Below are 26,519 nucleotides of genomic sequence, written 5' to 3'. Positions count from 1 at the left end.
GAGACCGGCATGTCGGCCTACCCGGCAATCGAGGATCACGGTCTCATCGGGGACCTGCAGACCGCCGCCCTGGTCACCCGCAACGGCACCATCGACTGGTTCTGCGCGCCCCGGTTCGACTCGCCGAGCATCTTCGGGGCGCTGCTGGACCGCCGGCGCGGCGGGTACTTCTCGATCGTGCCGGACGGGGTGCGGTACATCAGCAAGCAGCTCTACCTGCCGGACACGCCGATTCTCATCACCCGCTTCATCAGCGCGGACGGCGTCAGCGAGATCGTCGACTTCATGCCGGTGACCGGCGAGCGGCCCACCGACCAGCACCGGATCATCCGGACCATCAACATGGTGCGGGGCAGCATGCGGTTCCGCGCCGAGTGCTGCCCCCGCTTCGACTACGGCCGGGAGCGGCACGAGTTGGACGTGCACGCGGACGGTGCCGTCTTCCGGAGCCCGTCGGCCACCCTGACGCTGCACACCTCCCATCCCGACGGCCGGCTGATCCCGATCGAGAACCTGCAGAACCTCGACGGGGACCTGATCGCCTTCACCACCCTGCAGGAGGGTGACACGGGCGCGATCGTCATGGAGACCGCCGGCACCCAGGCGCCCCGCCGCTTCAGCCGGGAAGAGGTCCAGGCGCTGTTCGAGTTCACCCGCGACTACTGGCGCCAGTGGCTCGACCGGTCCCGGTACACCGGGCGGTGGCGGGAGATGGTGGAACGGTCGGCGATCACCCTCAAGCTCATGACGTACGCGCCGACCGGCGCCATGATCGCCGCACCGACCGCCTCCCTGCCCGAGGAGATCGGGGGCACCCGCAACTGGGACTACCGCTACACCTGGATCCGCGACACCTCGTTCTCGGTGCACGCCCTGCTCGGGCTGGGCTTCACCGAGGAGGCGGCCCGGTACACCAACTGGCTCGACGAGCGCATCCGCGAGGCCGGCGACCACGCGGCACCTCTCAAGATCATGTACCGGGTGGACGGCTCGTCCGACCTGCACGAGGAGGTCCTCGACCACCTGGAGGGGTACATGGGGTCGGGGCCGGTCCGGATCGGCAACGGCGCCGCCGACCAGCTCCAGCTCGACATCCACGGCGAGGCCCTGGACGCCATGCTCTTCGCCGACGAGCAGGGCATCCGCGCCTCGCACCAGGTGTGGCGCAGCACCGTCCGGATGGTCGACTGGCTCTGCGACAACTGGGACCAGCCGGACGCGGGCATCTGGGAGAGCCGCAGCCACCCCCGTGACTACACCTTCGGCCGCCTGATGTCCTGGGTGGCCATGGACCGGGCGATCCGCCTCTCCGCCCGCCACGGCCGCCCCGGCGACGTGTCCCGCTGGGTCCGCGAACGGGACGCGATCTACAACCAGATCATGTTGCGGGGGTACGACTGGAACCGCCGCTCCTTCGTCCAGGCGTACGGGGAGCACGTCCTCGACGCCGCCCTGCTCATCATGCCGTCGGTCGGGTTCGTCACCCCGAGCGACCCGCTGTGGCAGTCCACCTTGCAGGCCATCGACCGGGACCTGGTCTCCGACAGCCTCGTGCACCGGTACAAGCCCTCCGAGGCGCCGGACGGGCTCCCCGGCGACGAGGGCACGTTCAACATGTGCACCTTCTGGTACGTCGCCGCCCTGGCCTGCTCCGGGCGACTCGACGACGCCCTGCTCACGTTCGAGAAGATGTTCACCTTCAGCAACCACCTGCGCCTCTACGCGGAGGAGATCGCCCTCACCGGCCAGCAGATCGGCAACTTCCCGCAGGCGTTCAGCCATCTCTCCCTGATCACCACGGCCCTGGCGCTCAACGACATGCTCGACGCCCGCAACCGGCGGGGGTGACCGGCGCTCACTCCACGTCGGTGTGGTTGTCGGTCCACCGGCCGCCCACCGGCGGGGTGTCCAGGCGCAGCGCGCCGTCGGCGTTGCCGGCGAGGTCGTTGTCCTCGATCCGGCAGGCCACGCAGCTGCCCCGCCCGGTGATCCACAGGCCGTACGTCTGGGTTCCGGCGCCGGTGTCCCACACCCGGTTGCCCCGTACGGTCGCCGAATCGAGCGGGGCGTTGACGGTGATCCCGGCGCGGACCGGCGGCGGGGCGGGCAGCTCGTACCGGCTGCCGGGCTCCGGCACCGCTTCGTTCCACCCGCTGGCGGCGTCCGGCCGTACCTCGGCGAGGCTGAGCTCGGTGGCGCTGTTGCCGGCGACCACGGCCGTCCGCCCGCCGACGTGGACGACCTTGCCCCGGTGACCGTCCGGTGGCCAGGTAGCGCCGACGTCGGTCACCGTCCTGCGCCCGTACCGCACGGAGGCTCCCGACCCGCTCGTGGCGGGGGCGCAGCGGCGGCCGTTGTCGCGGATCCGGTTGCCGACCAGGAAGGCGTCGACCATCGGCCGGTCGACCCGGACGGCGTCGAGACCGTTGTCGGCGAGGTCGTTGCCGTCGACCACGACGGACACGGCCGGACCCCGGTAGCCGTTGCCCAGGTCGTGCTCGTGGAAGCCGTACCCGCCGTTGCCGCTGATCCGGTTTCCCCGGATCGTGTACGGGCCCGGCGTGTTTCCCATGCTGATGCCGTCGCCGACGTTGCGGTCGATGACGCAGTCGGTGAGGATCCCGCCGCGGCCGGCGACGCCGGCGGTGCCGTTGGCGGAGACGTCGAAGCCCGCCTCCAGGTTGCCGGTCAGCGTGCAGGCGGAGACGACGAGACCGTCGGCGCCCCAGTCGGAGATGCCGAAGCGGTTGGCCTGGCTGTGGCAGCCGACGATGCGGTAGCCGCGCGGCGGCGTCCAGTCCGGCTTCTGGAGTTCCAGGAAGATCCCGTTGGTGCCGTTGCCCAGCGTGGTGCAGTTGGCGATGGTGCAGCGCTCGATCTCGCCCCACCCGCCGACGCCGATGCCGATGCCCGCACCACCCATCTGGAGGCCGTTGTCCAGGCGGCCGCAGCCGATCACGACCACCCCGTCGATCAGCGTGTCCTGGAGGAAGTCGCAGCCCAGGCCGGTGGCGCCGGTGTGGTGGATGTAGAGGTTGCGGAACACTCCCCGCACGACGTACTGCAGGCCCAGGCCCTTGGCGAGGTAGCTGTACTCGGTCATCGCCACGCCCGAGCCGTCGATCTCGAAGTCGGCGAACGTGCACTCGGCGATGTGCCGGTCCCGGTCCGCGCCGTGCTGCACCGTGGTCCAGAAGGCGAGCGGCACCGGGTCGGACCGGTTGCCCTCGTTGCTGAGCAGGAAGCGGGTCGCCGCCGGGCCGGCCCCGATGAGTGACACGCCGCTGCGCCACACCGTGCCGGCGTCCCGGATCGCGTAGATCCCGGGCGGGCAGTAGATCACCCGGGCCCGTCCGTCGGCCGCGTACCCCTCGCCGAGCCGGTCCACCAGCGCCGCCAGGGCCGGCTGGTCGTTGGTCACCCCGTCCCCGCGCAGCCCGTGGTCCCGGGCGTCGCACCAGAGGGGCGCCCCGGCCACGGGCGTGAGCCGCTTCGGCACCGCGGTGGACAGACCCTGGTGGGACACGGCGTGCTCCTCCGACCGTCGATCGGCTGTCGGGCGCCGCCCGCGTTCCCGTTGCCGGCCCCGGGAAACCCGTCAGGCCGCACGCGCGCGGAAGGCCGAGCCGGCGAGCGACGCCACGGCGAGGACGACGAGCCCGGTCCCGGCCGTGACGAGCGGGATGACGTCGACCGCACCGAACCGGGCGCAGAGGCTGCCCAGGGCCGAGCCGGCGAGGATCCCGACCTGGAAGAGGATGCTGTGCAGGGCGCTGGCGGTCTCCGCCCGCCCGCCGTCGACCCGGCGCAGGACGGCGAGCGCGGTGAGGACCGCGAGCAGCGAGAACGACGCGCCGGAGAGGACCAGCAGCGCCGCGCCCGGCACCGTGGCGCCCGCCCGGCTGCTCAGCCACAGCGCCGCCGGCACCACGGTGAACGCCGCCGCGGCCACCCGTACGCTGGCGACCGGCCCGGCGTCGGCGAGCCGGCCCCCGGCCGCGCTGCCGGCCACCGACGCGATCCCGTAGCAGAGCAGGACGAGCGAGAGGCCGGCGTCCCGGACGCCGAGTTCGCGGTCGGCGTACGGCGCCAGGTAGGTGAAGAACGCGAAGTGCCCGGCGACGGCGAGCAGGGTGACGGCCAGGACGGTTGGCAGCCCGGCCGTGCGCAGCGTGACGGCCAGCCGGCCGTCGGTGCCCGGGCCCCGGTCGCCGGGCAGCGCCGGCAGCGTCCGGGCGAGGACCCCGGCGAGGGCGAGCGAGGCGACGACGACGGTCGCCGCGGCGGCGCGCCATCCCCACGCCTGGCCGACGAGGGTGACCAGGGGGGTCCCGACCACCAGGGCGCTGGCCCCGCCGACCGCGACCCGGCTGCCCGCGCGGCCCTGGCGGTGCGGGGCGGCGAGGCGGGTCGCCACCGGCATCGCGACCGCGAAGTAGACGCCGTGCGCGGCCGCCGACACGCACCGCCCGGCCATCAGGACGGCGACGGTCGGCGCCAGCGCGGTGACGAGGTGCCCGAGCGCGAAGGTGGCGGCGCAGGCGACCAGGACCCGGCGCCGGTCCCAGCGGGCGAGCAGCCGGGTCAGCGGTACGGCGGTGGCCGCCGCGACGGCGGCGTAGAGAGCCACCGAGAGACCGACCACGCTCGGCGCGGCGGGCAGGTCCGCGGCGATCTGCCCGAGCAGTCCCACCGGCAGCGTCTCACCGGTGACGAGGGCGAAGGCGGTCGCCGCGAGGACGAACGCCGCGATCCCGTCCCGTGCGGCGGGCCGGTCGGCCGGCCGGTGGTGCGGGGAGGTGACCGCGGGGGCGGCTGCGCTCATGCCGTTCCTTTCGGCGCGCGCCCGGCGCGGCAGCGGCCACGGTCGTGCCCCCGGGAGCGGGTGTCGACCGGTCGCCGCGTCGCGGCCCGATCATCATGCGGCCGCCAGCGTCTCACGCCCGCCGCGGGCACCCGGAACGCGGCTCCGGCGGTGTGCGCGGGCACACCGCCGGAGACCGCATCCGCGCCCGGCGGTGTGCGACCGACCGCCGGGCAGCCGCGTCAGGCGGCGAGCGCCACCGGCGGCACCACGTCCGGTACGCCCAGGCGGACGGCGTCTGCGGCCTCGTCGTCGGCCTGCTCGTGCGCCGCCCGCTCGGCGTGCACCCGGGCCACGTAGTGGGCGACCTCCCGGTCGACCCGCTCGGCGTCCCAGCCGAGCACCGGCGCCATCAGCTCGGCGGCCGGGCGGGCGGCGGCGAGCCCGCGGTCGAAGGTCTCGATCGAGATGTGCGTACGCCGGGTGAGCACGTCCTCCAGGTGCAGGGCGCCCTCGGCGGACGCCGCGTAGACGATCTCCACGCGCAGGTAGTCGTCGGCGCCGTCGAGCGGCTCGGCCAGCGCCGGGTCCTCCCGCAGCAGGTCCAGCACCTCGTCGACGGCGGCGCCGTGGCGGCGCAGCAGGTGCTCGACCCGCTCGGCGGACAGGCCGTGCTGCCGGGCGATCCGGCGGCGCTGGTTCCACCGGGCGACGTAGCCCTCGGCCCCGTGCAGCGGCACCCGGTCGGTGCACGAGGCGGGGACGCCCTCGCCGAGACCGCGCACCGCCTCGTCGACCGCGTCCCGCGCCATCACCCGGTACGTCGTGTACTTGCCGCCGGCGACCATGACCAGTCCCGGCACCGGGCTGGCCACGGTGTGCTCCCGGGACAGCTTGGCCGTGGCGTCGGAGTGCCCGGACAGCAGCGGGCGCAGGCCCGCGTACACGCCCTCGACGTCGTCGCGGGTCAGCGGGGTGGCCAGGACCTCGTTGACCCGCTCCAGCAGGTAGTCGATGTCGCGGCTGGTGGCGGCGGGGTGCGCCTTGTCCAGGTCCCAGTCGGTGTCGGTGGTGCCGATCAGCCAGTGCCGGCCCCACGGGATCACGAACAGGACGCTGGTCTCGGTGCGCAGGATCAGGCCGGTGGTGGAGTGGATCCGGTCGCGGGGCACCACCAGGTGGATGCCCTTCGACGCGCGGACCTGCACCGGGCCGCGCTCGCCGACGAGTGCCTGGATGTCGTCGGTCCACACGCCGGTGGCGTTGATGACCTGCCGGGCGCGGACCTCGAAGACCCGGTCGGTCTCCAGGTCGTGCACCCGCGCCCCGATGACCCGGTCGCCGTCGCGCAGGAAGCCCACGACGCGGGCCCGGGACAGCGGGTGGGCGCCGTGCGCCGCGGCGGTGCGGACCAGGCAGGTCACCAGCCGGGCGTCGTCGACCTGGGCGTCGTAGTACTGCAACGCGCCGACCAGCGCCTCCGGCCGCAGCGACGGGCAGGCGCGGACCGCGCCGCGCCGGGTGAGGTGCCGGTGGGCCGGTACGCCGCGGGCGTGGTTGCCGGAGAGGCTCATCGTGTCGTAGAGCAGGACGCCGGCTCCCGCGTACAGCCGCTCCCACCCGCGGTGGCGCAGCGGGTAGAGGAACGGCACCGGGCGGACCAGGTGCGGGGCGAGCCGTTGCAGCAGCAGGCCGCGCTCGCGCAGCGCCTCGCGGACCAGGCCGAAGTCGAGCATCTCCAGGTAGCGCAGGCCGCCGTGGATCAGCTTGCTGGAGCGGCTGGACGTGCCGCTGGCCCAGTCGCGGGCCTCGACGAGCCCGACCGACAGGCCCCGGGTGACGGCGTCGAGGGCGCAGCCGGCGCCGGTGACGCCGCCGCCGACCACCAGGACGTCCAGTTCCTGACCGCTGCTGAGCGCGGCCAGGGACCGCTCGCGGGCGGCCGGTGACAGTGTCGCGGAGTGCATGCGTTCGTTCTCCTGTTTCTGGGCGGCCGGCGCGGACGTCGGCCGGTCCGGGCGGCCGGCGGGGGACGCCGGCCGCCCGGTCCTCGGGTGGGGGTGTTGCTGATCAGTCGACGTCGACCCAGTCGAGGGTGCGCTGGACCGCCTTCTTCCAGCGGCCGTAGCCGTTCTCGCGCTGCTCGGGCGACCAGCTGGGCTGCCAGCGCCGGCTCTCGTTCCAGTTCTCCCGCAGCTCGTCGGTGTTCTTCCAGAAACCGACGGCGAGGCCGGCGGCGTACGCGGCGCCGAGCGCGGTGGTCTCGGCGACCACCGGCCGGCTCACCGGCACGCCGAGGATGTCGGCCTGCATCTGCATGCACAGGTCGTTGACGGTGACGCCGCCGTCGACCTTGAGGACGTCCAGGGGCACCCCGGAGTCCTTCTCCATGGCCTCGGCCACGTCCCGGCTCTGGTAGCAGATGGACTCCAGCGTGGCCCGGGCGATGTGGGCGTCGGTGTTGAACCGGGACAGCCCGACGATCGCGCCGCGGGCGTCGGAGCGCCAGTACGGGGCGAACAGCCCCGAGAACGCCGGTACGAAGTACACGCCGCCGTTGTCCTCGACCTGGCGGGCGAGGATCTCGCTCTGCGCCGCCGTGCTGATGATCTTGAGCTGGTCGCGCAGCCACTGCACCGCCGACCCGGTGACCGCGATGGAGCCCTCCAGGGCGTACACCGGGGCGTCGGTGCCGAACTGGTAGCACACCGTGGTGAGCAGGCCGGCCTTGGACCGGACGATCTCGGTGCCGGTGTTGAGCAGCATGAAGTTGCCGGTGCCGTACGTGTTCTTGGCCTCGCCGGGGGCGAAGCAGACCTGCCCGACGGTGGCGGCCTGCTGGTCGCCGAGGTCCCCGGTGAGCGGGACCGGGCCGGTGAACGGGCCGTGCGGCGCGGTGGTCCCGTACGTGTTCGGGTCCGACGACGGCCGGATCTGCGGCAGCATGGCGCGCGGGATGCCGAAGAACGACAGCAGCTCGTCGTCCCAGTCCAGCGTCTCCAGGTTCATCAGCATGGTGCGGCTGGCGTTGGTGGGGTCGGTGACGTGCACCCCGCCCTCGGTGCCGCCGGTGAGGTTCCACAGCAGCCAGGTGTCGGTGTTGCCGAAGATCGCCTCACCGCGCTCGGCGTCCTCCCGGACCCCCTCGACGTTCTCCAGGATCCACTGGATCTTGCCGCCGGAGAAGTAGGTCGCCGGCGGCAGGCCGGCCTTGCGCCGGATGACATCGCCCTTGCCCTCGCGCTCCAGCGCGGAGGCGATCCGGTCGGTCCGGGTGTCCTGCCAGACGATGGCGTTGTAGTAGGGGCGGCCGGTGCGGCGGTTCCACACGACGGTGGTCTCGCGCTGGTTGGTGATGCCCAGTGCGGCGAGGTCGGCGGCGCTGAGGCCGCGCTCGTTCATCGCGGTCTGGATGACGGTCTGGGTCCGCTCCCAGATCTCCAGCGGGTTGTGCTCGACCCAGCCGGCCTGCGGCAGGATCTGCTGGTGCTCGAGCTGGTGGCGGCCGATCTCGTTGCCACCGTGGTCGAAGATCATGAAGCGGGTGCTGGTGGTGCCCTGGTCCACCGCGCCGACGAAGTCAGCCATGCGGGAGGTCTCCTCTGCGGGTCGTAGGGGGATGTGTCGATCAGACGCGGGCGGGCTCGGGCTCCGCAACCGTCTCGGTGGCGAGAGTGCCCGGCTCCGGCTCGTCGCTCGGCAGGAACCGGCCGATGAGCAGCTCGTAGAGGCCGGCGCCGAGAACACCGCCGACGAGCGGCCCGACGATGGGCACCCAGAAGTACGGATATCCGCCGGCGTCCTGGAACGCCGTCTCGTACCCGGTCAGGAACGACGCGAGGCGGGGGCCGAAGTCACGGGCGGGGTTGATCGCGTAGCCGGCGTTGACCGCGAAGGCCATGCCGATCGCGACGACGATCAGGCCGACGATCAGCGGGGCGAGGTTGGAACCGGGCAGGGAGTTGCGGGCGTCGGTGACGGCGAGCACGAGGAACAGGAGGATCGCCGTACCGATGATCTGGTCGCGCAGCGCGCCCCACTCGGTGACGCCGGCGCCCGGCAGGGTGGAGAAGACGCCCTGACTCTTGCTGGTGAGGCCCGGGTCGAACCGGGACAGCACCTCGCTGTAGTTCCAGCGGATGATCAGGGCCGCGACGAACGCGCCGGCGGTCTGGGCCAGCGCGTACGGCATGACCTTGCGCCAGGAGAAGCCCTTGAAGACGGCGAGGGCGAGGGTCACCGCGGGGTTGAGGTGGGCGCCGCTGATCCGGCCGGCGACGTAGACGCCGAGGGTCACGCCGAGGCCCCAGGCCCAGGCGATGCTGTCGAACTCGCCGGTGCCGGCGGCGGCGACCTGGGCGACGACGCCCACGCCGAACAGGATCAGGATGGCGGTGCCGGCGAACTCGGCGGCAAGTTCGCCGAGCAGGCCCGGCGCTCTCAATCGCTGTGTCATGGTGCCTCCAGGGGGGTGGCGGCCCTCCGCTAGCAGGGGGACGGGCGGAGGGCCGGTCGGTGTCGGCGAGGTGTCGGACGTCGCCGTGCGGTGAACCGTAGGAAACGCAGGAAGGCGGGTCAACGAACCCCGGTCGACAATGTCGAACACTGTTGCGATGGCCCGAACGCGATTAGCATTCCGGCCCATGCCGGGTCAGGTGCAGTCCATCGCACGTGCCGCGGCGATCCTCCGCCTGCTGGCCAGCAGTTCCGGCCGGCTCGGCATCGGAGAGATCGCCCGCTCCCTCGACCTGCCCAAGGGCACGGCGCACGGCATCGTGCGCACCCTCCAGGACGTCGGGTTCGTGGAGCAGGACAAGACCTCCGGCAAGTACCAGCTCGGCGCCGCCCTGCTGCACCTCGGCACGAGCTACCTCGACGTCAACGAACTCCGCTCCCGCTCCATCAACTGGGCGGACCCCCTCGCCGCGCGCAGCGGCGAGGCAGTCCGCATCGGCACCCTGCTGGACGGCAAGGTGCTGGTGGTCCACCACGTGTTCCGCCCCGACGACACCCTCCAGACCCTGGACGTCGGGTCGCTGCTGCCCCCGCACGCCACCGCGCTCGGCAAGGTCCTGCTCGCCTACGACGTGGGCGCCGCCAACACGGTCATGCAGGGCGAGCCCGAGCCCTACACCCGCCGCACCCTGGTCACCGCACGGGCCCTCACCCGGGCCCTCAGCGAGATCCGGGACAACGGCTGGGGAGCCGAGATCGAGGAGATGACCCCCGGCAAGGCCGGTATCGCCGCGCCGATCCGCGGCTACGGCGGCCTGGTCGTGGGCGCGATCGGGCTCTCCGGTCCGGTGGACCGCATCTGCGACGGATCGGGAGTCCCCCGCCCGACCCTCGTCACGTACGTCCGCGACGCCGCCCGCGCGGTGTCCCGTGATCTCGGCGCCGCGCGCTGGTGATCAGCCCACCCCACCACCCGGCTTCACGAAGGACGCGCCATGACCGAGAGCTACGTCGTCGCCATCGACCAGGGAACGACCTCCACCCGCTGCATCGTGTTCGACCGCCGCGGCAACCTCGTCTCGGTGGCCCAGCGGGAGCACCAGCAGCACTTCCCCCGGCCCGGCTGGGTGGAGCACGACGCCGCGGAGATCTGGCGCAACGTGGGCCGGGTCGTCCCCCGCGCCCTCGCCCAGGCCGGCGTCACCGCCGACCAGATCGCCGCGATCGGCATCGCCAACCAGCGCGAGAGCACGATCGTCTGGGATCGGCGCACCGGCGTCCCGGTGGCGCCCGCGATCATCTGGCAGGACACCCGCACCGACGCGGTGGTGGAGACCCTGACCCGCTCCCCCGGCGCCGAGGACGTCCAGCGGCTCTGCGGGCTGCCACTGACCACGTACTTCTCCGGGCCGAAGCTGCGCTGGCTGCTCGACCACACGCCCGGCCTCGCCGAGCGGGCCGAGCGCGGTGAGGTGCTCTTCGGGACGATGGAGAGCTGGCTGATCTGGAACCTCACCGGCGGCCCGGACGGCGGCCTGCACCTGACCGACGTCACCAACGCCAGCCGCACCATGCTGATGGACCTGCGGACCCTCGACTGGCACCCGGACCTGCTGGCCTTCTTCGGTGTCCCCGCCGCCATGCTGCCCGAGATCCGCTCCTCCTCCGAGGTGTACGGCACCGCCACGACCGTCCTGCCGGGCGTCCGGATCGCGGCGGCCCTCGGCGACCAGCAGGCGGCCCTGTTCGGGCAGACCTGCTTCGCCCCCGGCGACGCCAAGTGCACCTACGGCACCGGCAGTTTCCTGCTGCTCAACACCGGCGCCGAGCCGGTGCACTCCAGTCACGGGCTGCTCACCACCGTCGGCTACCGGATCGGCGACGAGCCCGCCGTGTACGCCCTCGAAGGGTCCATCGCGATCACCGGGTCCCTGGTGCAGTGGTTCCGCGACCGGCTGGAGCTGATCAGCACCGCGCCGGAGATCGAGACCCTCGCCCGGACGGTCGACGACAACGGCGGCTGCTACATCGTGCCCGCCTTCTCGGGGCTGTTCGCGCCGCACTGGCGCAGCGAGGCGCGCGGGGTGATCGTCGGGCTGACCTCGTACATCACCAAGGGGCACCTGGCCCGCGCGGTGCTGGAGGCGACCGGCTGGCAGACCCGCGAGGTGGTCGACGCGATGAACGCCGACTCCGGGCTGGAGCTGACGGCCCTGCGGGTGGACGGCGGGATGACCGCGAACAACCTGCTGATGCAGTTCGTCGCGGACGTGCTCGCCGTGCCGGTGGTACGCCCGATGGTGGCCGAGACGGTCTCCCTCGGCGCCGCGTACGCGGCCGGGCTCGCGGTCGGGTACTGGCCCGACCTGGAGGGCCTGCGCCGCAACTGGCACCTCGCCGCCCGGTGGACGCCGGAGATGGACGCCACGGTCCGCGACCAGGAGCGGGAGAACTGGCAGCGCGCCGTCGAGCGGACCTTCGGGTGGATCAAGCCCGAGGCCCGGGCCGCGAACGGCTGACCCGGTGCCATGGCCGTGCCGCGCCTGTCACCGGGCCTCGCAGATCCGGCCGGTCATCGCCGGATCACCCTCCCGGCCGGCGGCCCAGATCGGGTTCACGTCGAGGATGAGCGGCGGCGCCTGCCAGGCGGCGCTGAACCGTTGCACCACCTCGTACCCCCCGAGGGGTTGGGCGACCGGCTCGCCGGCGAGGAAGTGGATGGACTGTTCGTAGACGTCGTCCCGGTTGAGGAGGCCGCCGTGCAGGGCCGGAACCTCGACGACCGGAACGTCCGTGTACTCGCCGGGCGGCGCCTCGGCCGCGCCGACCAGGGGCAGGAAGGCGATGATGCGGACGCCGGGAACCGGGCAGAGGATGCGGTTGCGGTAGAAGGGCGCCTCGGCGATGACGGACCGGATGAACGGCTCGTCCGGTCCGGTGTCGATCTCGCTGACCAGGTTCGTGACGGCGGCGATGCCGCGCAGCTCCCAGCCGGCCACCACGCCCCACCCTTGGTGCCAGGGTGGCGGGTAGTAGGCGCGGCCGGGCCAGATCAGCGGGCTGTACAACAGCACCGCCGCCACCGGCCCGGGGGCGAGCTTGTCGAGGTATGTCCGGATCACCAGCGCGCCCTCGCTCTCCCCGGCGAGAGCGATCGGCCGGCCGGTCCGCTGGTGCAGCGCCTCGACCTGCTGCCCCAGCAGGGCCGCGCTGGAGTCCAGCGAACGGTGGGTCGCCTCCGGCCGGTACGGCAACGGCCGGCCGGAGCCGTCGATGCCGGCGTACGAGAAGCGTTCCACCCGCGGGTCGACCGGTGGCTGCCCGTCCCAGCTCGACTCGAAGCCGGCCAGGACGATCACCGCGTAGGGCACCCGGTCCGGGAGCGGGTACCGGACGAGCGGCGGGGTCCACGCCCCCCTCGTCCCCGCCGCGAGTCCGACCAGCGGTGGGACTCCCACCGCGGCGACCATGGTGAGCACGATCGCGATCGGCGCCACCGGCACCCGTGCCCAGTGGGCTGGCTCGTGCTGGACGGCCGCCCGCACCGTCCGCCGCCACAACAGTCCGTTGACCACACCGGCCAGACCCGCCACGAGGATCCGCGACCAGCCCGGCACGCTCACGATCACGGCGCTGGCAATGGTGAGCACCAGGAAGTTCAGCAGCGACCAGCCGAGGAGCCGGGCCGACGGCAGTCCCCGCCACCAGTGCTGGACGACCCCCGCCCGCTGGAGGAACGGCGCGATGACCAGCATCGGAACCACCGATGCGAACAGGTACCAGGAGAGCGCCACCGCGGAGAACGCGACGGAGATGGCCGCCCACGGCGAGATGATCAGGATGGCGATCGCCGCGACCTCCAGGTTGCGCAGCACCAGCCAGCGCCACGACGGGCGATCCAGCTCCGCCGGCCAGGCCAGTGCCGTCAGGCCGGCGGACAGCACGCCCCGCACGACGACAGCGACCACCAGGCCGAGCAGGAACATCGCCCACGAGTTGTGGTAGACGAGCAGCCAGCGCAGGTCGTGGTACGAGTCGTACGGCCAGACGGCGGTGGCCTGCGGAGCCAGCGGCTGCGCGGCGAAGAACCCGAGGCCCAGCAGGGCGCCCATCTCCAGCATCGGCGGCACCGCGGCCAGCAGCAGCAGCGCGGGGCCGCGACGGGAGCCGGCCATGGTGACGTGCATTGTCCGTAGGATGCCCGGTCGCGGTTACCGTGCGTGCAGCTTCCCGGCAACAGGTCTTGACGGTGACCTGCGGCACACCATTCAATGTGCAGGTGGCACGGTGCCACGTCGGAGCGGCCTCGCCACGGGACTCCGCCACTTCGACCGGTTTCGCTCTGGCGTCACCCGGCGGCACCCGCCGGGTGCGGTAGGTGCGGGGGGCAATCGGTGAACGAGCGCCGCCGACGCATGCGGCTCAGTGCGGCCCTGCACGTCGTCTCGCACGGGGTCGCCGTCCTGTACTGCCTTCTCACCCTGGACCAGCCGCACCGGGGCAAGATGCTGGTGATGTACGGCTGCGGCATGGCGGGCGGCGCGGTGGGCCTGTGGGCCGCGCGGCGGGTGACCACGAAAGCGGCCGGCTACCGCACCTCCGGCGTCATCATGATGGTCACCCTCGTCGCACTGGCGCTGGGTTCACACTGGGACGGCGGCGCGGCCGCACCCGCCGCCCTGGGTTTCGTGACCACCGTGGTCTTCGTGGCCACCCAGACTCCCGGCCTGCGGCTCATGATCGCGCTCGAGGTGCTCACCCTCGGGACGTACGTGGGGGTCGCCGCCGTCGGCGAGCCGATGCGGCCCGGCCACCTCTTCATCAACGTCGCCGGGATGATCGTGCTGATCTCGGTCTGCTCCACGCAGGCCCGCAAGGTCGCCCGGCAGCGCTCCCAGCTCCGCGCTCTCGCGACCCTGGATCCGCTCACCGGCGCGCTGAACCGGCGCGGACTGGCGGAGTTCGCCTCCACCCTGTTCGTTCCCCGGTGCCGCCCCGGCCCGTCCCTGCTCTGCCTGGACCTCGACGACTTCAAGCTCGTCAACGACCGGTACGGGCACGCGGCCGGTGACCAGCTGCTCCAGACGACGGTGGCGGCGGTCCGCCGGACGGTCCGCCCGGACGACGTGGTCGCCCGGATCGGCGGCGACGAGTTCGTCGTCGTCCTGGTCGAGGCCGACGCGGCGACCGCGCAGGCGGTGGCGGCCCGGGTCGACGCGGCGGTGGGCCAGCAGGCCGGTGTCAGCATCGGCTGGGCCACCGCCCCGTACGACGGGACGACGCTGGAGTCGTTGATGCACGCCGCCGACCAACGCCTCTACCGGGTCAAGCAGGAGAAGCACCGGGCCACCGGCACCCACCTGCCGTCCCGTCAGCCGGACACCCTCGGCGTGCTCCCGTAGGCGCCGCGGTCGGAGGCGGGTCTAGAGTGAGGCCACGGGCGGGAACTGCCCGCACCGGCCGGTGATCGCAGCACCGCCGAGGGGGGACCGTGAGCGACCCTGCGCCTCGCAGCCGCGCCCCGGGCGTCGGGGCCGACGGCGGGCCGGCGCACGGCGAGCGGCCTCCCGACCGGTCCGACGTGTCCCCTGCGACGGTGGTGGCCGCGGGTCCCGAGGCCGTGCACGCACAGCTGAGCGGTCGCTACGGTCGCCTGCGGATCAGCAGCGGCGGCGGGCCCCACGTCCTGCGGCTCGCCGAATCCCGGCTCGGCCCGGTCCGCCTGGACCGGCTGGTGTTCCAGATGCACTTCGACGCGGACGTCGAGCCGCCGGGCGCCGTCCACGTCGGGCTGCTCACCTCGGGAGCGATCAGCTTCCGCTCGGCCGTCGGCCCCGAGCGGGCCCTCCGCCCCGGGGACGTCTTCCTGCCGGCGCCACCCGACCAGCCGTACACCGCCCGGGTGCGCGACGCCGCCGCCCACGTGGCGGTGTTCACCACCGACCTGGCCGACCAGGTCGCCGAGACCGCGCCCGGCCGGGCGCCGGAGCCGGTGCGCTTCCTCGACCTCCGCCCGGTGTCCGCGGAAGCCGCCGCCGCGTGGCGGCGCACCTTCGCCTACGTCCGGGGCGAGGTCCTGACCATCCCGGAGGTGGCGGCCAACCCGCTGCTGGTCGGCAACGCGGCGCGGCTGCTCGTCGCGGCCACCCTGTCCGCCTTCCCCACCACCGCGCTGACCGAACCCACCATCGAGGACCGGCGGGACGCCGGCGTGTGGGCGTTACGCCGGGCCGTCGCGTTCATCGACGACCACGCCGCCCTCGACATCAGCGTCGCCGACATCGCCGCGGCGGCCCGGGTGAGCATCCGGGCGGTGCAGCTGGCCTTTCGGCGTCACCTCGACACGACTCCGACCGCCTACCTGCGGTGGGCCCGTCTCGATCACGCGCACCGGGAGCTGCGGGACGCCGACCCGGGCACGACCACGGTGGGCGCGGTGGCGGCCCGCTGGGGGTTCTCCAGTCACAGTCGCTTCACCGGGCTGTACCGGGCCGAGTTCGGCGTCCCTCCGAGCCGGACCCTGCGGGCCTGACCGGTCGGGCGCGTCGCGCTAGTACCGGGCGCGCGGCAGCCAGCCCAGGAACCGGTTGCGGGCCCGGGCCACCGGGAGTGCGGGGAGGTCCTCGACCGCGGCGAACAGGCAGGATCCGAGGTAGACGGCGAGGCCGGTGCTGGCGCCGCCGTACTCGGCGAGCAGCTGGCTCTGCTTGGTGGCGCAGGGCCACTCCTCGCCGCAGCCGCCGCACGTCCAGCTCGGCGTGTCCGGCAGGTGTTCCGGCGGCCGGGCCGGTCGGTACCGTCGCGACGCGCCGTTGCGCTTTCCCGGGCCGGGACGCGCCGGCCCGGCGTTGGGTGAGCTCTGCTCCTCCGGTGCCAGGCGCCGCCGGACCGTGCTGAGCAGCGCGCCCACCCGGATCAGCGCGTCCGGCCCCACCCGGTGCGGCAGCAGGACGGTGAGCAGGTGGTGTCCGAGGGCGTCGAACACGGCACGGGTCAGGCCCAGCTCGGCGCAGAGCTCCGACAGCCGGTCCGGCCGCGGTGGCCGGTCGGAGCGCAGCACGTCGGCCAGGACGTCCCGTAAGCAGGCCTGCACCTCGCCGGCACGGGTGTCGACCGCACCGACACCGCGGTCGAGGGTCAGTCGGCGCACCGTCTCCGCCGCCGTCGCCCGGGCGATCCGCGTGGTGTCGCTGATGTCCACTGTTCTCACCCCGTTCGTTCGTCCACCGGGGACGACGCGCCGTGTCCACGGTGCCCGGCCAGCGGTCGGACGGGTACGGACCTGGCATGGGTCCCGGCCAAGATTCACTGGTCGCCGACGACGGTAGCTAGCCCGCCGGGCGCGGCCGGCTAGCCCGTTTGCGAAGGAGGAACGCCGACCGGGCCACGGTGGGGGAATCCGGGCCGGTCCACGGCGGGAAAACGCTATCCCCCGCAGTCGTCGGACCGTACACTCCACCACAGGGCGTTGCGCCCGGCGAAATTCCCGCTGCCGCTGGACACACCGGTTGCTCAATCCGCGGGAGGCGGAGTGAGTACGCAGGAAGCCGTCATCCACCGCTTCGACAGCCGCGATCCCGACCTGATCCACGACCACCTCGCGGCGTCGTACGGCACCCGGCTCCGGATCGAGGCCGGCGACGGGCCGTACCGCCTGCGACACCACCGCGTCGACCTCGGTGCGGTACGCCTCGACGACACCGCCCACTCCGGCGACCTGCGAATCGACGCCGAGCCCCTCGGCACGCTGGTCGTCTGCGAGACGGTCACCGCGAGGGTCAGCCGGACCTGCGCCGGCGCCGAGCACCGGTTCACGCCCGGGGACACCTTCCTGGCAGCGCCGCCCGAGCGCGCCCACTCCGTACGCTGGCAGGTCGGCGCGGTCGCGGTGTGCGTCCTGGACCTCGGCCTGCTGGCCAGGGCGACCGGCACGGCGACGCCGCTGCGCTTCGACGTCCTCACGGCCGCCCCGCCGCACCTCGCCCGGCACTGGCGGACAACCGTCGCCTACCTGCGGGAGGCCGTCCTGGCGAACCCGGAGGCCGCCGGCCAACCGCTGGTGACGGGCGCGGCGATCCGCATGGTCGCCGCGGCCGCGGCGACCGCCTTCGGCGGAGCCGCCGGGCTGGCCGCGACCGGCGAGGACCGCCGGGACGCCGGCGTCGCCACGGTCCGCCGTGCGGTCGCCTTCATGGAGGAGCACGCGCACGAGGACATCGGCGCGGCGGACATCGCCGCGGCGGCCCGGGTCTCCCCCCGCGCCGTGCAACTCGCCTTCCGTACCCATCTCGACATCACGCCGATGGCGCACCTGCGCGGGATCCGGCTGTACCGGGCCCATCAGGACCTGCTGCGGGCCGACCCGGAGCGGGAGACCGTCGCCCGCATCGCCCACCGCTGGGGCTTCGTCAGCCACAGCCGATTCACCGCCCGGTACCGGGCCACCTTCGGCGTGCCGCCCAGCCGGACCCTGCACACCTGACCGCGCCGCCGGTCGGCGGTGTCGCACGCCCACCGGCCGGACCGGCGACCAGGGCGAATCGACGTGTCAGCGGACGCTCACGGTGATCTTGTCGAAGTCGGGTGCCGGCCCGTGCGGATTGAACATCCGCACCGAGTTGGCGCCGGGTCGCAGCGTCATCGTGACGGTCGTGCTGTCGACCGTGCTCCACCCGCCGGTGTCCGGGAAGGTCAGGACGATGGGCGACCCGCCGTTGACGCTGATGTGCCCGACCCGCGGGCCCTCACCGTTGACGAAGGTGATCGTCACGGTGGCCGTGCCGCCCGCCCGGGCGGTCACGCCGTTGAACTGCAACGCCCCCATGTCACGGCCGACGTAGCCCACCTTCTTCTGCCCGGAGCAGCCGGAGCAGGTGAAGGTCCGGGTGCCCGCCAGCCCGTTCACCGGCGACTCCGCCTCGTACGCCGTGGTCACCACCGGCGGTGCGGCCGGGGCGGCGGGCGGCGGTGCGGCCGACGGGCGCGCCGTGGACGACGACGGAGACCGGGACGGCGGGGTCGACCGGTTCTCCACTGATCCCACGCGCACGTCCCTCCCGGCCGGGGACGCCGGAGTGGACGCTCCGGCGGCGCCCTCACCCGCGCCGGCCGAGGCGGACGATTCCGGGGCGGACGTGACGACGCCGGCCCCGGGGCCGGGATCCGCCCCCGTGGACGGTCCACCGTCGACGCCCGCCGTCCGGGCCGCCAGTGCCAGTACGACGATCAGGTAGCCGACCCCCACCACCGCCAGCAGGCGGACCGGCCCGATCCGCCAGACCCCGTCCTGGTCGCGTCCATGCCGTGGGCGCACGTCGTCCTCCCCCTCGCCGCTGTCGCCTCGACACCGGCGCACGACTGTGACCGGTGACACAGGATTGTATGGGCATTGGAGCCGATTTGACCGCCCGCACGTCCCGTTCCCGATCATCGTCACAGCGGGTTCCGGCCTGGTTGCCGAACCCTTCCACGGTGATGGCGCCGCGGTCCCGAGTTCCGTCACCCGACGGCCGCGTTCCCCCGGCCCGAGCAGGGGCCGAAGGTCCCGGCCGGGGCGGGACCGGTGGCACACCGGGAAGCGGACCAGCGCCCCTGCCGACCGTCCGTCGATCGCGGTGGAATCGATGTGTGCCCACCGGGGGCACATCGGAGGACGAGAGGACGTGGACGCCATGACCGCGATTGCCGAGCGGCAGATCCCGAAGGTGACCGCTCCGGCGGTCGGTATCGACAACACGCGGACGACGACCGCCGGCACCGCCGCGCGGTACGTGTTCGCGGGTGTCCGGCTGGCCCTCGGCTGGACGTTCCTGTGGGCGTTCGTCGACAAGGTGTTCGGGCTCGGCTTCGCCACCCCCACCGAACGGGCCTGGCTCAACGGCGGCAACCCCACCAAAGGCTTCCTGAGCGGCGCCGAAGGACCCTTCGCCGGCATCTACCACGACCTCGCCGGCACCGCCTTCGCCAACTGGACCTTCCTGCTCGGCCTGCTCGGCATCGGCCTGGCCCTCACCCTCGGCATCGGCATGCGCATCGCCGCCGCCACCGGCGCCACCCTCTACGTCATGATGTGGTCGGTCGCCCTGCCCCCACAGACCAACCCGTTCCTGGACGAACACCTGACCCTCGCCGCCGTCCTGGTCGGCCTCACCCTCATCGGCGCCGGCCGGACCCTCGGCCTCGGCGCCACCTGGGAGAAGCTGCCCATCGTGCGGAGGCTGCCCTTCCTGAAGTGACGGGACGGCGTACCCGGAGGGGCCCCGCTACGGCGGGGCCCCTCCGCGTCGTCCGACCCCTTTCGCCCGCACCGCGGCCGAGAACCTGTTGCCATCCGTCGCCGTCGATGGCAGAGTATCGTCCATCCGAAGTGGATGAGCCACTGATCCAATCCGAGGACGGACGCCGTGACCACGACCCGGATCGCCCACGACAGCCTCGTCGACGCCCTGGTCAACCGGATCCGCGACGACGTGCTGGCTCGCCGGTACCCGGCCGGCAGCCGGCTCCCGCCGGAGCGCGACCTGGCCGCGTCGTACGGCGTCACCCGCACCTCGCTCAAGCACGCGCTCGTGCGCCTCGCCCAGGCGGGGCTGCTGGAGACCCGGCACGGAGTCGGCACGGTGGTGCTGGACTACCGCCGCCACGGCGGTCCCGACCTCCTGCCGATGCTGCTGACGCACGCGCTGGGCGAGGGCACGGACGGCCGCTGGCTGGTCGAGGTGTTCGAGGTACGCCAGGAGGTCGGCGCCCTCGTCGCGGCGCGGGCCGCCGCGCACCGCGGCGCCGACCAGGCGGACGCGCTGCGGGCGCAGCTGGCGGCCGTGACCGCCGCCCGGGACGCCGACGCCGCCCAGCTCGCCGAGGCCGAGGTGCACCGGATGCTCGCGGCGGCGGCCGGCAACCGGGTGTACGAGCTGCTCGTCAATTCCCTGCTGAAGGCCTACCTGGAGGTGCGGTCGTTGTTCCGGGCGCCGTTCGCGGACCCGGCGGTGGCGGGTGCCCGGCTGGCACCGCTCGTCGACGCCGTCTGCGCCGGCGCCCCGGACGCCGCGCGGACCGCCGCCGAGGAGTACCTGGCCCGGACGCGGGAGCTGATGCTCGGCCGGTGACCGCGTCGCCATCCACCGCACGTGCCGACCGCCCGCTCGATCCCGATCGCGAGGAGTGTGGGACATGGAGGACCTGCTGGCATCCCGGTGGCGCGGTCAGCCCGGCCGCAAGGAGGTGTGGTACACGACCATCACCGACCCGGCGACCGGGACCGGCGTCTGGCTGCACCACGAACTGGTCGCCCCCACCGACGACGCCACCCCGTACGCGCACGGGCTCGTCGGGGTGTTCCCCCCGGACGGAAGGCCGGTGCTGCGTCACCTGCCGCGTGCGCCGTGGCGGCCCGACGGCGCGGTCTTCGCCAGTGGCGACGTCCGGATGACCCGCGACCGGTTCACCGGGCACGTCGACGACGTCTCGTGGGACGTGTCCTGGCGGGACGGCGGCCGTCCCATCTACACGTTCCCGCGCTGGGCGTGGCACCGGGAGCTGCTTCCGGCGGCGCAGGTCGTGCCGGCGCCGAGGGCGCTGCACCACGGCGAGGTGCGCTACGGCGACCGTGTCGTACGCCTGACCGACGCCCCCGGTGCGACCGGCCGCATCTTCGGGCACGGCATGGCGCGCCGCTGGTCCTGGTTGCACGCCGACCTCGGCGGCGGCGACGTGCTGGAGATCGTGGCCGCGGTGGCCCGCCGCCGCGGCTGGCGGCACCTGCCCGTCCTGCCGTTCGTCCGGCTCCGGATCGACGGCGTGGACTGGCCCGGTGGTGACCCGCTGCTGGCCGCGCTGCGGTTTCGCGGGGTGCTCGCACTTCCGGAGTGGCGGGTGCGCGGCCGGCACGGGGACCGGCGGCTGTCGGTGACGGTGCGGCAGCACGCCGACCGGACGCTCAGCGTGCCGTACACCGACCCGGACGGGTCGCGGTGCGTCTGCCACAACTCCGAGCGCGCCGACGCCGAGATCCTGCTGGAGACGCGCGCCGGTGGCGGCGACTGGCGACCCGAGCGCCGGTGGCGCCTGCACGGTACGGCGCACGCCGAGGTCGGTCTGCGCTGAGCCGCACCCTCCACGCCGACCACTCCGCTCGGCCACGGTGGCTGAGCCACTGAGCCAGCCGCCCGCCCACCGTCTTCCGAAAGGGGTCGAACGCCCATGCGCCGTACCGTCGCCACCCTCGCCTGCGCCGCCGTCCTGCTCGCCGTCACGCCCGGGGTCGGCCGGGCCGGCACCGCACCGCCCGCCACCGTCCACTCCCCCACCGCCGGCGACACCGTCGGCGGGTACACGCCTCCGCCGTTCGGCGCGGGCTGCGTCGTCCACCGCTTCGGCGAGGGAGAGTGGCCGCCGGTCCGGCTGTGGTTCACCGACCCGCTCTGCGTCGAGTACGAGAAGCGGGACATCACCGCCGACAACGGCGGAGCCCTGCGCTTCCTGCTGGCCGAGCCGTCCCGGTTCGCCCTCGCCGCCACCACCTGCCGGTACTGGCAGCAGGACCACTGGAGCGTCCAGCGCAGCCGGGGAGCCACCCCGCTGGTCGCCTGGGACGGCAGCTACTGGTTCGACCGCCGGGCCCGCCTCGCCGCCCTGCGGTTGACCAACTTCCGCGTCGCCGGGCGCACCGCCGGCGTCGGCGACGTGGTCGCCGCCCTCGCCGACGACCACCCGGAGCTGGCCCGCGCCCTGGCCCGGTACGGCGCGTCCCCCGGCGAGACCGGGCTCGCCGTGACGCTGCCCCACAGCCCCTGGTGCGGCACCTCGTGAAGCGCCGCCGGCTGTTCACCGCCGCGCTGGCCGGTGCCGCGCTGCCCCTGATCGGCGGGGCGGCACCGGCCGCGGCGGCCCTGCCCGCGTCCACCGTGGACACCCTCGACGCGTTCACCGACACCCTGATCCCCGGTGCGAAGCGGTTTCCCGGGGACGTGGCCGTCGCCGGGGTGGCCACCGGGCCGGGCGGAGCCGACGCCGGGTTCCTGACCCTGCTCACCGATCCGCGCGTCGGCGCGCGGCCGCTGCTCCCCGCCGTCGCCGCCCTGCTCAACGCCCGCGCCTGGGGCTACGCGCTCAGCCAGGGCAGCTGGCCGACGCCCCGGCTGCCCGCGTTCGTGGCGTTGTCGTACCGGCACCGGTCGGCCGTGGTGGCCCGCCTCTTCCAGCGCGACGACCCGGACCGCGACCTGTGGGCCGTGCTGGCGCTGGCCTCCGGCCTGGCCTTCGACGCGGCGGCGCACCTGCCCACCGCGCAGGCCGTCCGCGACCGGCACCCCGGGCTGGCGGTGCTGCGCTTCCCGCCGCCCGATCCGGACGGGTTCTGGCGCCACCCCGAGTCCTCCTACCGGCTGGTGCTGGCCGACCGGCACCCCGACACCACACCCGAGGGGAACCCGCGATGACGGAACGCTGCGACGTGGCGGTGATCGGCTCCGGATTCGGCGGCGCCATCCCCGCCTACTACACCGCCGCCGCCGGCGCCCGGACCGTCGTGCTGGAACGGGGGCCGTACGTCTCGGCGGCCGACGTGCGGCACAGCATGCAGCTCGGCAGCGTCGGGCGGATCGTCGACGCCATCGAGGGCGACGGCCTGACCGTCATCGCCGGCAACTGCGTCGGCGGGTCGAGCGTGGTCTACTTCGCCGCCTCGCTGCGTGCCCCCACGGTCACCTTCGAGCGGACCGGCAGCACGGGGCGGCGGCTGTGGCCGGCCGCCCTCAGCCGCGCCACGCTGGATCCCTGGTACCGCCGGGTCGAGGCCGCGCTCCCCGTGACGACGCCCGACTGGCCGGATGTCTCCTACGCCGGCGGGGTCTTCGCCGCCGCGTGCCGGCACACCGGCCACACCGCCAATCCCGTTCCCCTCGCGGTCGACCTGCCCCGCTGCACGAACTGCAACTGGATGTTGTCCGGCTGCCACGTCGACGCCAAACGGTCCATGCTGCTCAGCTACCTCCCGGCGGCGACGGCGCACGGCGCGGACGTCCGGCCGCTGCACGAGGTGCAGACCATCTCCCCGGCGAGCACGCCCGGTCACCGGTACCGCGTCACCTACACGGTGGTGGACCCGGACGACTACCGGATCGTCAGGTCGACCGGGTGCCTGGAGGCGCGCGTCGTCGTGCTGGCGGCGGGCGCGGTGGGGACGCCCGTGCTGCTCCGGCGGTCCGCTCCCCTGCTCGGCGGCGTGCCCGCGGCGGTCGGCCGGTACCTGTCCGGCAACGGGGACCGGATCACCGTCGCCGACGTCTCCGAGGCCGCCGTCGCCGATCTGCTCGACCTGCGCCGCGGTCCCGGCGGCGCGTACGACGCCCATCACATCGGACGGGCGATCACCGCGATGACGTACGACCACCTGGACGGCGGGCGGCCCGAGTTCGAGCGGTTCGGTCTCCAGCAGCTCGCGTTCCCGGCGCTGACGAACCTGTTGGCGGGCGCGCCCGGGTGGTACGGGGTGGCGAAGAAGGAGCTGCGCTCCCGGTGGCGGTCCTGGCTGACCGTCCTCGCCATGACCGAGGACGACAACGAGGGCACCTTCGGCGTACCGCCGCTGACCGGGTCGTTCACCCGGGTCACGAACGGGCTGGGGCTGGGCGGCTTCTCGTACGCCCCCACCGCCGCCACCCGTGACGGGTGGGCCCGCGCCGACGCGACCGTCCGCCGCATCTTCGGGGGCGGCCTGGCGACCGTCCATCCGTGGACGGCGGAGGTCGGCGGGGCGGTCACCGCCCATCCCCTGGGCAGTTGCCGCCTCGGGGACGACCCGGCGACCTCCGCGCTCACCCCCGACCACGTGCTACGCGGCCATCCCGATCTGTTCGTCACGGACGCCTCGGCGGTGCCGGCCGCGCTGACCGTCAACCCGTCGCTCACGATCGCCGCACTGGCCGAACGGGCCAGCGAGACGGTCCTGGCGCGGCTCGCCGCCCTGGGCGTGGCGCCGCGCCGGAAGATCCCCCCACCCGGTTGAGACCGACGATAGGTCGCAAACCGGTCGTGGCTCGCCGTACCGTTCAAACCTCGCGCTTTCTCCAATCGGAGCGGGCCGGTCGCAGGTGCCGTTACGGTGCGTGACGTGGCACCTTTTCGCATCGTCGCCGTGACGTTGAGCGCCCTCCTCGTGTCGCCCGTCGGCGCGGCCGTGACCCGGACCCGGGCGGTGGCCGCGCCGCACCGACCCTGCCCCACTGTGGAGCCACCCGCGCGCCCGCCCGCCACACCGTCACCGCCGCCGGTCGACCCGAACCACCGGGCGATCGGCGGGGAGGGGCTGGCGACCCCGGGGCTCGCCGCACCCCGGGATGCGCCGAGGCCGCCGGCCGTGACCGCCACCTCCTGGGTGGTGGCCGACCTGGACAGCGGCCGGGTGCTGGGTGGCTGCGGACCCCACGAGCACCGGACGCCGGCCAGCGTGCAGAAACTGCTGCTGGCCGCGGCCCTGATGCCCCGCCTCGACCCGACCGAGGTGGTCGAGGTGAAGCGGGAGGACCTGCGCGACCTCGATCCGGAGAGCTCGCTGATGGGGGTGGCCGCGGGCGGCCGGTACTCGGTCCAGGACCTGTGGTTGGGGTTGCTCCTCGAATCCGGGAACGACGCGGCCAACGTACTGGCCCGGCTCGGCGGGGGCGCCGCCGGACGGCCCGGCGGGGTGCAGGCGATGAACGACGAGGCGCGCCGGCTGCGGGCGTACCAGACCCACGCCGCGACACCGTCCGGCCTGGACGGTCCCGGCCAGTACACCAGCGCGTACGACCTCGCGCTCATCACCCGGGCGGCGTTCGCGCGGGAGGACTTCCGGAGGTACATGGCGACCCGCGCGACGCAGGTCCCCGAACAGCGGGGACGCGGCACCCTCGCGATCACGAACGACAACGCCCTCCTGGGCCGCTACCCCGGGATGCTCGCGGGCAAGACCGGCTTCACCGACCTGGCCCGGCAGACGTACGTCGGGGTGGCCGAACGCGACGGACGACGGCTCGCCGTGACCCTGCTTGGCGCGGAGACCGCGCCGCTGGGCAGCCTGGGCGAGGCGACCGCCCTGCTCAACTGGGGATTCGGCCTCCCTCCCGACGCCTCCGTCGGCCGCCTGGTCGCCCCAGACGAAAAGGACAAAGACGACCGGGTCGTCATCGCCGCCGGGGACGGACGCGGTGGGGGCGGTGACTCGTCGTCGCTGTCGCCGCCGTTCCTGCTCGGCCTCGGCGCCGCCATCCTGCTGAGCGTCGTGCTCGGGGCGACGACGTTCCGGCGACGGAACACGCGTCTTCCATCCGCGCCCCGCGCGACAGCAGACGCGGAGGACTAGGCTGGCCGCATCAGATGCTTGCCGGTGCCCACCGAGCGCCGCGCCAGCTCCGCGAGCGGGCTACGAGCCACCGCTGTCGGTGTCAGTGATCCCAGCCGAGTCGGTTGCGCAGCGCCGTCACCCCGCGCCGCGGAAAGCCGGGATCCTCGTCGAACTCGCTCTCGGCCAGCTCGAGCAGGGAACGGGCGGCGGACTCGACATCGCGCTCCAGCGCGTCGGCGATCGCCCGGCCGGCAGCGGGATACACCTGCTCGAAGCGCCGGAACGGATCCAGGTCGTCCAGTCGATGGCCGGCGCCGGCCGGCCGGGCCAACCGCCAGGCGGTAAGTAGGTGACCGACCGCGACCGTCCGGACGAGTTGGCTGGCGACCAGCACCTCACCCCGACGACACCGCCCCACCCCCACCAGCAGCACCGCGACGAACAGGCCAAACTCCCGATCGGCGCGGGCCGACCGGCCAGGCTTCGGGCGAGCCGCCACCCGGGCGAAGGCCTCGGCGACCCCGTCGCGGTCCAGGACCACCTCGTAGGCGTTGGCGTGCCACGATTCAAGCCCGGCCAGCGACGTGACGCCGAACTCCAGCAGGTGGCCGTCGTCGTAGACGACCTTGAAGCCGTCGTGTTCTTCTCGGAGAATGAGGGCGATGTGGGCTGCATCGGGCAGCCAGCTCGGGTCGCCACGCAGCCGCTCCTCGGCACCGTCCACCGTGACCACGGCGAAGTCGTGGTCACTCCACTCGTCGACCCGTTCGCGCGCCGCGGTCGAACCCATGAAGACGAGTCCCTGGACGTCGGCTCGGGCCACGAGGTTGTCGCGCAGCCGAGCGCCGAACCGAATGAACCGGTCGAGCCCCGGGGACGGTCGTGCTCGGTTGTCTGTCACGCGCTGCCTCCTGCAGGCACTCTCTCTGTCGGCAC

At 73.7% G+C, this 26,519-nt stretch carries 22 protein-coding genes; 13 read left to right on the top strand and 9 right to left on the bottom strand.

Going from position 1 to position 26,519, the window contains the following annotated elements:
- Nucleotides 1-9 precede the first annotated feature (9 nt).
- Entirely contained in the window at nt 10-1,848 is a 1,839-nt protein-coding gene (locus tag ACN26Y_RS21830) for a glycoside hydrolase family 15 protein (RefSeq protein WP_155334233.1), read from the top strand.
- Between the two features lie 7 nt (nt 1,849-1,855).
- On the opposite strand, the gene ACN26Y_RS21825 is transcribed toward ACN26Y_RS21830, so the two are convergent.
- From ACN26Y_RS21825 to ACN26Y_RS21805, 5 genes are all read right to left on the bottom strand, one after another.
- Complete coding sequence (locus ACN26Y_RS21825; RefSeq protein WP_155332073.1) at nt 1,856-3,526, bottom strand: right-handed parallel beta-helix repeat-containing protein; 1,671 nt, start codon at nt 3,524-3,526, stop codon at nt 1,856-1,858.
- A gap of 72 nt (nt 3,527-3,598) precedes the next feature.
- Nucleotides 3,599-4,825, bottom strand: a complete 1,227-nt coding sequence (locus ACN26Y_RS21820) for an MFS transporter (protein ID WP_155332072.1) — start codon at nt 4,823-4,825, stop codon at nt 3,599-3,601.
- 221 nt (nt 4,826-5,046) lie between these two features.
- Nucleotides 5,047-6,771: a glycerol-3-phosphate dehydrogenase/oxidase gene (locus tag ACN26Y_RS21815; protein WP_155332071.1), complete on the bottom strand. Its 1,725-nt coding sequence runs from the start codon at nt 6,769-6,771 to the stop codon at nt 5,047-5,049.
- Between the two features lie 103 nt (nt 6,772-6,874).
- Nucleotides 6,875-8,392 carry a glycerol kinase GlpK gene (gene glpK, locus ACN26Y_RS21810; RefSeq protein ID WP_155332070.1) on the bottom strand — a complete coding sequence of 506 codons (1,518 nt, stop codon included), beginning with the start codon at nt 8,390-8,392 and terminating at the stop codon, nt 6,875-6,877.
- 40 nt (nt 8,393-8,432) lie between these two features.
- Nucleotides 8,433-9,260 (bottom strand): MIP/aquaporin family protein, encoded by an 828-nt coding sequence (locus tag ACN26Y_RS21805; protein WP_155332069.1) that lies wholly within the window; start codon nt 9,258-9,260, stop codon nt 8,433-8,435.
- Nucleotides 9,261-9,447: 187 nt separating this feature from the next.
- Between ACN26Y_RS21805 and ACN26Y_RS21800 the strand changes: the two genes are divergently transcribed.
- Complete coding sequence (locus ACN26Y_RS21800; RefSeq protein WP_155332068.1) at nt 9,448-10,215, top strand: IclR family transcriptional regulator; 768 nt, start codon at nt 9,448-9,450, stop codon at nt 10,213-10,215.
- Between the two features lie 39 nt (nt 10,216-10,254).
- Nucleotides 10,255-11,778, top strand: a complete 1,524-nt coding sequence (gene glpK / locus ACN26Y_RS21795) for a glycerol kinase GlpK (RefSeq protein ID WP_155332067.1) — start codon at nt 10,255-10,257, stop codon at nt 11,776-11,778.
- Between the two features lie 27 nt (nt 11,779-11,805).
- Here the strand turns inward: glpK (ACN26Y_RS21795) and ACN26Y_RS21790 are convergent, their stop codons facing one another.
- Nucleotides 11,806-13,446 carry a hypothetical protein gene (locus tag ACN26Y_RS21790; RefSeq protein WP_155332066.1) on the bottom strand — a complete coding sequence of 547 codons (1,641 nt, stop codon included), beginning with the start codon at nt 13,444-13,446 and terminating at the stop codon, nt 11,806-11,808.
- A gap of 228 nt (nt 13,447-13,674) precedes the next feature.
- Here ACN26Y_RS21790 and ACN26Y_RS21785 point away from each other — a divergent pair, with 228 nt between their 5' ends.
- Together ACN26Y_RS21785 and ACN26Y_RS21780 are read left to right on the top strand one after the other, a co-directional pair.
- Nucleotides 13,675-14,661, top strand: a complete 987-nt coding sequence (locus ACN26Y_RS21785) for a GGDEF domain-containing protein (protein WP_422733432.1) — start codon at nt 13,675-13,677, stop codon at nt 14,659-14,661.
- A gap of 89 nt (nt 14,662-14,750) precedes the next feature.
- Nucleotides 14,751-15,791, top strand: a complete 1,041-nt coding sequence (locus ACN26Y_RS21780) for a helix-turn-helix transcriptional regulator (RefSeq protein ID WP_155332064.1) — start codon at nt 14,751-14,753, stop codon at nt 15,789-15,791.
- A gap of 18 nt (nt 15,792-15,809) precedes the next feature.
- On the opposite strand, the gene ACN26Y_RS21775 is transcribed toward ACN26Y_RS21780, so the two are convergent.
- Nucleotides 15,810-16,460 carry a hypothetical protein gene (locus ACN26Y_RS21775; protein ID WP_230688708.1) on the bottom strand — a complete coding sequence of 217 codons (651 nt, stop codon included), beginning with the start codon at nt 16,458-16,460 and terminating at the stop codon, nt 15,810-15,812.
- A gap of 330 nt (nt 16,461-16,790) precedes the next feature.
- Here ACN26Y_RS21775 and ACN26Y_RS21770 point away from each other — a divergent pair, with 330 nt between their 5' ends.
- Entirely contained in the window at nt 16,791-17,741 is a 951-nt protein-coding gene (locus ACN26Y_RS21770) for a helix-turn-helix transcriptional regulator (RefSeq protein WP_155332063.1), read from the top strand.
- A 66-nt stretch (nt 17,742-17,807) separates the two neighbouring features.
- Here the strand turns inward: ACN26Y_RS21770 and ACN26Y_RS21765 are convergent, their stop codons facing one another.
- Nucleotides 17,808-18,572: a hypothetical protein gene (locus ACN26Y_RS21765; protein ID WP_422733431.1), complete on the bottom strand. Its 765-nt coding sequence runs from the start codon at nt 18,570-18,572 to the stop codon at nt 17,808-17,810.
- Nucleotides 18,573-18,930: 358 nt separating this feature from the next.
- Here ACN26Y_RS21765 and ACN26Y_RS21760 point away from each other — a divergent pair, with 358 nt between their 5' ends.
- The 7 genes from ACN26Y_RS21760 (at nt 18,931) to ACN26Y_RS21730 (ending at nt 25,601) form a co-directional block, all read left to right on the top strand.
- Nucleotides 18,931-19,494, top strand: coding sequence for a hypothetical protein (locus tag ACN26Y_RS21760; RefSeq protein WP_155332061.1), 564 nt, complete (start codon nt 18,931-18,933; stop codon nt 19,492-19,494).
- Between the two features lie 168 nt (nt 19,495-19,662).
- Complete coding sequence (locus tag ACN26Y_RS21755; RefSeq protein WP_230688707.1) at nt 19,663-20,367, top strand: FadR/GntR family transcriptional regulator; 705 nt, start codon at nt 19,663-19,665, stop codon at nt 20,365-20,367.
- A gap of 64 nt (nt 20,368-20,431) precedes the next feature.
- A complete protein-coding gene (locus ACN26Y_RS21750; RefSeq protein WP_155332060.1) occupies nt 20,432-21,364 on the top strand; it encodes a hypothetical protein in 933 nt (310 codons plus the stop codon).
- A 96-nt stretch (nt 21,365-21,460) separates the two neighbouring features.
- On the top strand, nt 21,461-22,069 hold the full coding sequence (locus ACN26Y_RS21745) for a hypothetical protein (protein WP_422733430.1): 609 nt from the start codon (nt 21,461-21,463) through the stop codon (nt 22,067-22,069).
- Nucleotides 22,054-22,698 (top strand): DUF5987 family protein, encoded by a 645-nt coding sequence (locus tag ACN26Y_RS21740; RefSeq protein ID WP_230688706.1) that lies wholly within the window; start codon nt 22,054-22,056, stop codon nt 22,696-22,698. The genes ACN26Y_RS21745 and ACN26Y_RS21740 overlap by 16 nt, the downstream gene beginning before the upstream one ends.
- Nucleotides 22,695-24,266, top strand: coding sequence for a GMC family oxidoreductase N-terminal domain-containing protein (locus ACN26Y_RS21735; RefSeq protein ID WP_422733429.1), 1,572 nt, complete (start codon nt 22,695-22,697; stop codon nt 24,264-24,266). Before ACN26Y_RS21740 ends, ACN26Y_RS21735 begins: the two co-directional genes overlap by 4 nt.
- A gap of 96 nt (nt 24,267-24,362) precedes the next feature.
- Nucleotides 24,363-25,601: a D-alanyl-D-alanine carboxypeptidase family protein gene (locus ACN26Y_RS21730; protein WP_422733428.1), complete on the top strand. Its 1,239-nt coding sequence runs from the start codon at nt 24,363-24,365 to the stop codon at nt 25,599-25,601.
- Nucleotides 25,602-25,683: 82 nt separating this feature from the next.
- Here ACN26Y_RS21730 and ACN26Y_RS21725 read toward each other — a convergent pair whose 3' ends face one another.
- Nucleotides 25,684-26,484, bottom strand: a complete 801-nt coding sequence (locus ACN26Y_RS21725) for a hypothetical protein (protein ID WP_422733427.1) — start codon at nt 26,482-26,484, stop codon at nt 25,684-25,686.
- Nucleotides 26,485-26,519: the final 35 nt, after the last annotated feature.

The organism is Micromonospora sp. WMMD558, assembly GCF_049315255.1.
Taxonomy (GTDB): Bacteria; Actinomycetota; Actinomycetes; order Mycobacteriales; family Micromonosporaceae; genus Micromonospora.
This window is presented reverse-complemented; position numbering and strand designations above follow the sequence as displayed.

Bases quoted from the DNA above. Each gene is read 5' to 3' on its own strand.
- ACN26Y_RS21830 (WP_155334233.1), top strand. From the start codon at position 10: ATGTCGGCCTACCCGGCAATCGAGGATCACGGTCTCATCGGGGACCTG.
- ACN26Y_RS21820 (WP_155332072.1), bottom strand. From the start codon at position 4,825: ATGAGCGCAGCCGCCCCCGCGGTCACCTCCCCGCACCACCGGCCGGCC.
- ACN26Y_RS21815 (WP_155332071.1), bottom strand. From the start codon at position 6,771: ATGCACTCCGCGACACTGTCACCGGCCGCCCGCGAGCGGTCCCTGGCC.
- glpK (WP_155332070.1), bottom strand. From the start codon at position 8,392: ATGGCTGACTTCGTCGGCGCGGTGGACCAGGGCACCACCAGCACCCGC.
- ACN26Y_RS21805 (WP_155332069.1), bottom strand. From the start codon at position 9,260: ATGACACAGCGATTGAGAGCGCCGGGCCTGCTCGGCGAACTTGCCGCC.
- ACN26Y_RS21800 (WP_155332068.1), top strand. From the start codon at position 9,448: ATGCCGGGTCAGGTGCAGTCCATCGCACGTGCCGCGGCGATCCTCCGC.
- glpK (WP_155332067.1), top strand. From the start codon at position 10,255: ATGACCGAGAGCTACGTCGTCGCCATCGACCAGGGAACGACCTCCACC.
- ACN26Y_RS21790 (WP_155332066.1), bottom strand. From the start codon at position 13,446: ATGCACGTCACCATGGCCGGCTCCCGTCGCGGCCCCGCGCTGCTGCTG.
- ACN26Y_RS21785 (WP_422733432.1), top strand. From the start codon at position 13,675: ATGCGGCTCAGTGCGGCCCTGCACGTCGTCTCGCACGGGGTCGCCGTC.
- ACN26Y_RS21760 (WP_155332061.1), top strand. From the start codon at position 18,931: ATGACCGCGATTGCCGAGCGGCAGATCCCGAAGGTGACCGCTCCGGCG.
- ACN26Y_RS21750 (WP_155332060.1), top strand. From the start codon at position 20,432: ATGGAGGACCTGCTGGCATCCCGGTGGCGCGGTCAGCCCGGCCGCAAG.
- ACN26Y_RS21745 (WP_422733430.1), top strand. From the start codon at position 21,461: ATGCGCCGTACCGTCGCCACCCTCGCCTGCGCCGCCGTCCTGCTCGCC.
- ACN26Y_RS21735 (WP_422733429.1), top strand. From the start codon at position 22,695: ATGACGGAACGCTGCGACGTGGCGGTGATCGGCTCCGGATTCGGCGGC.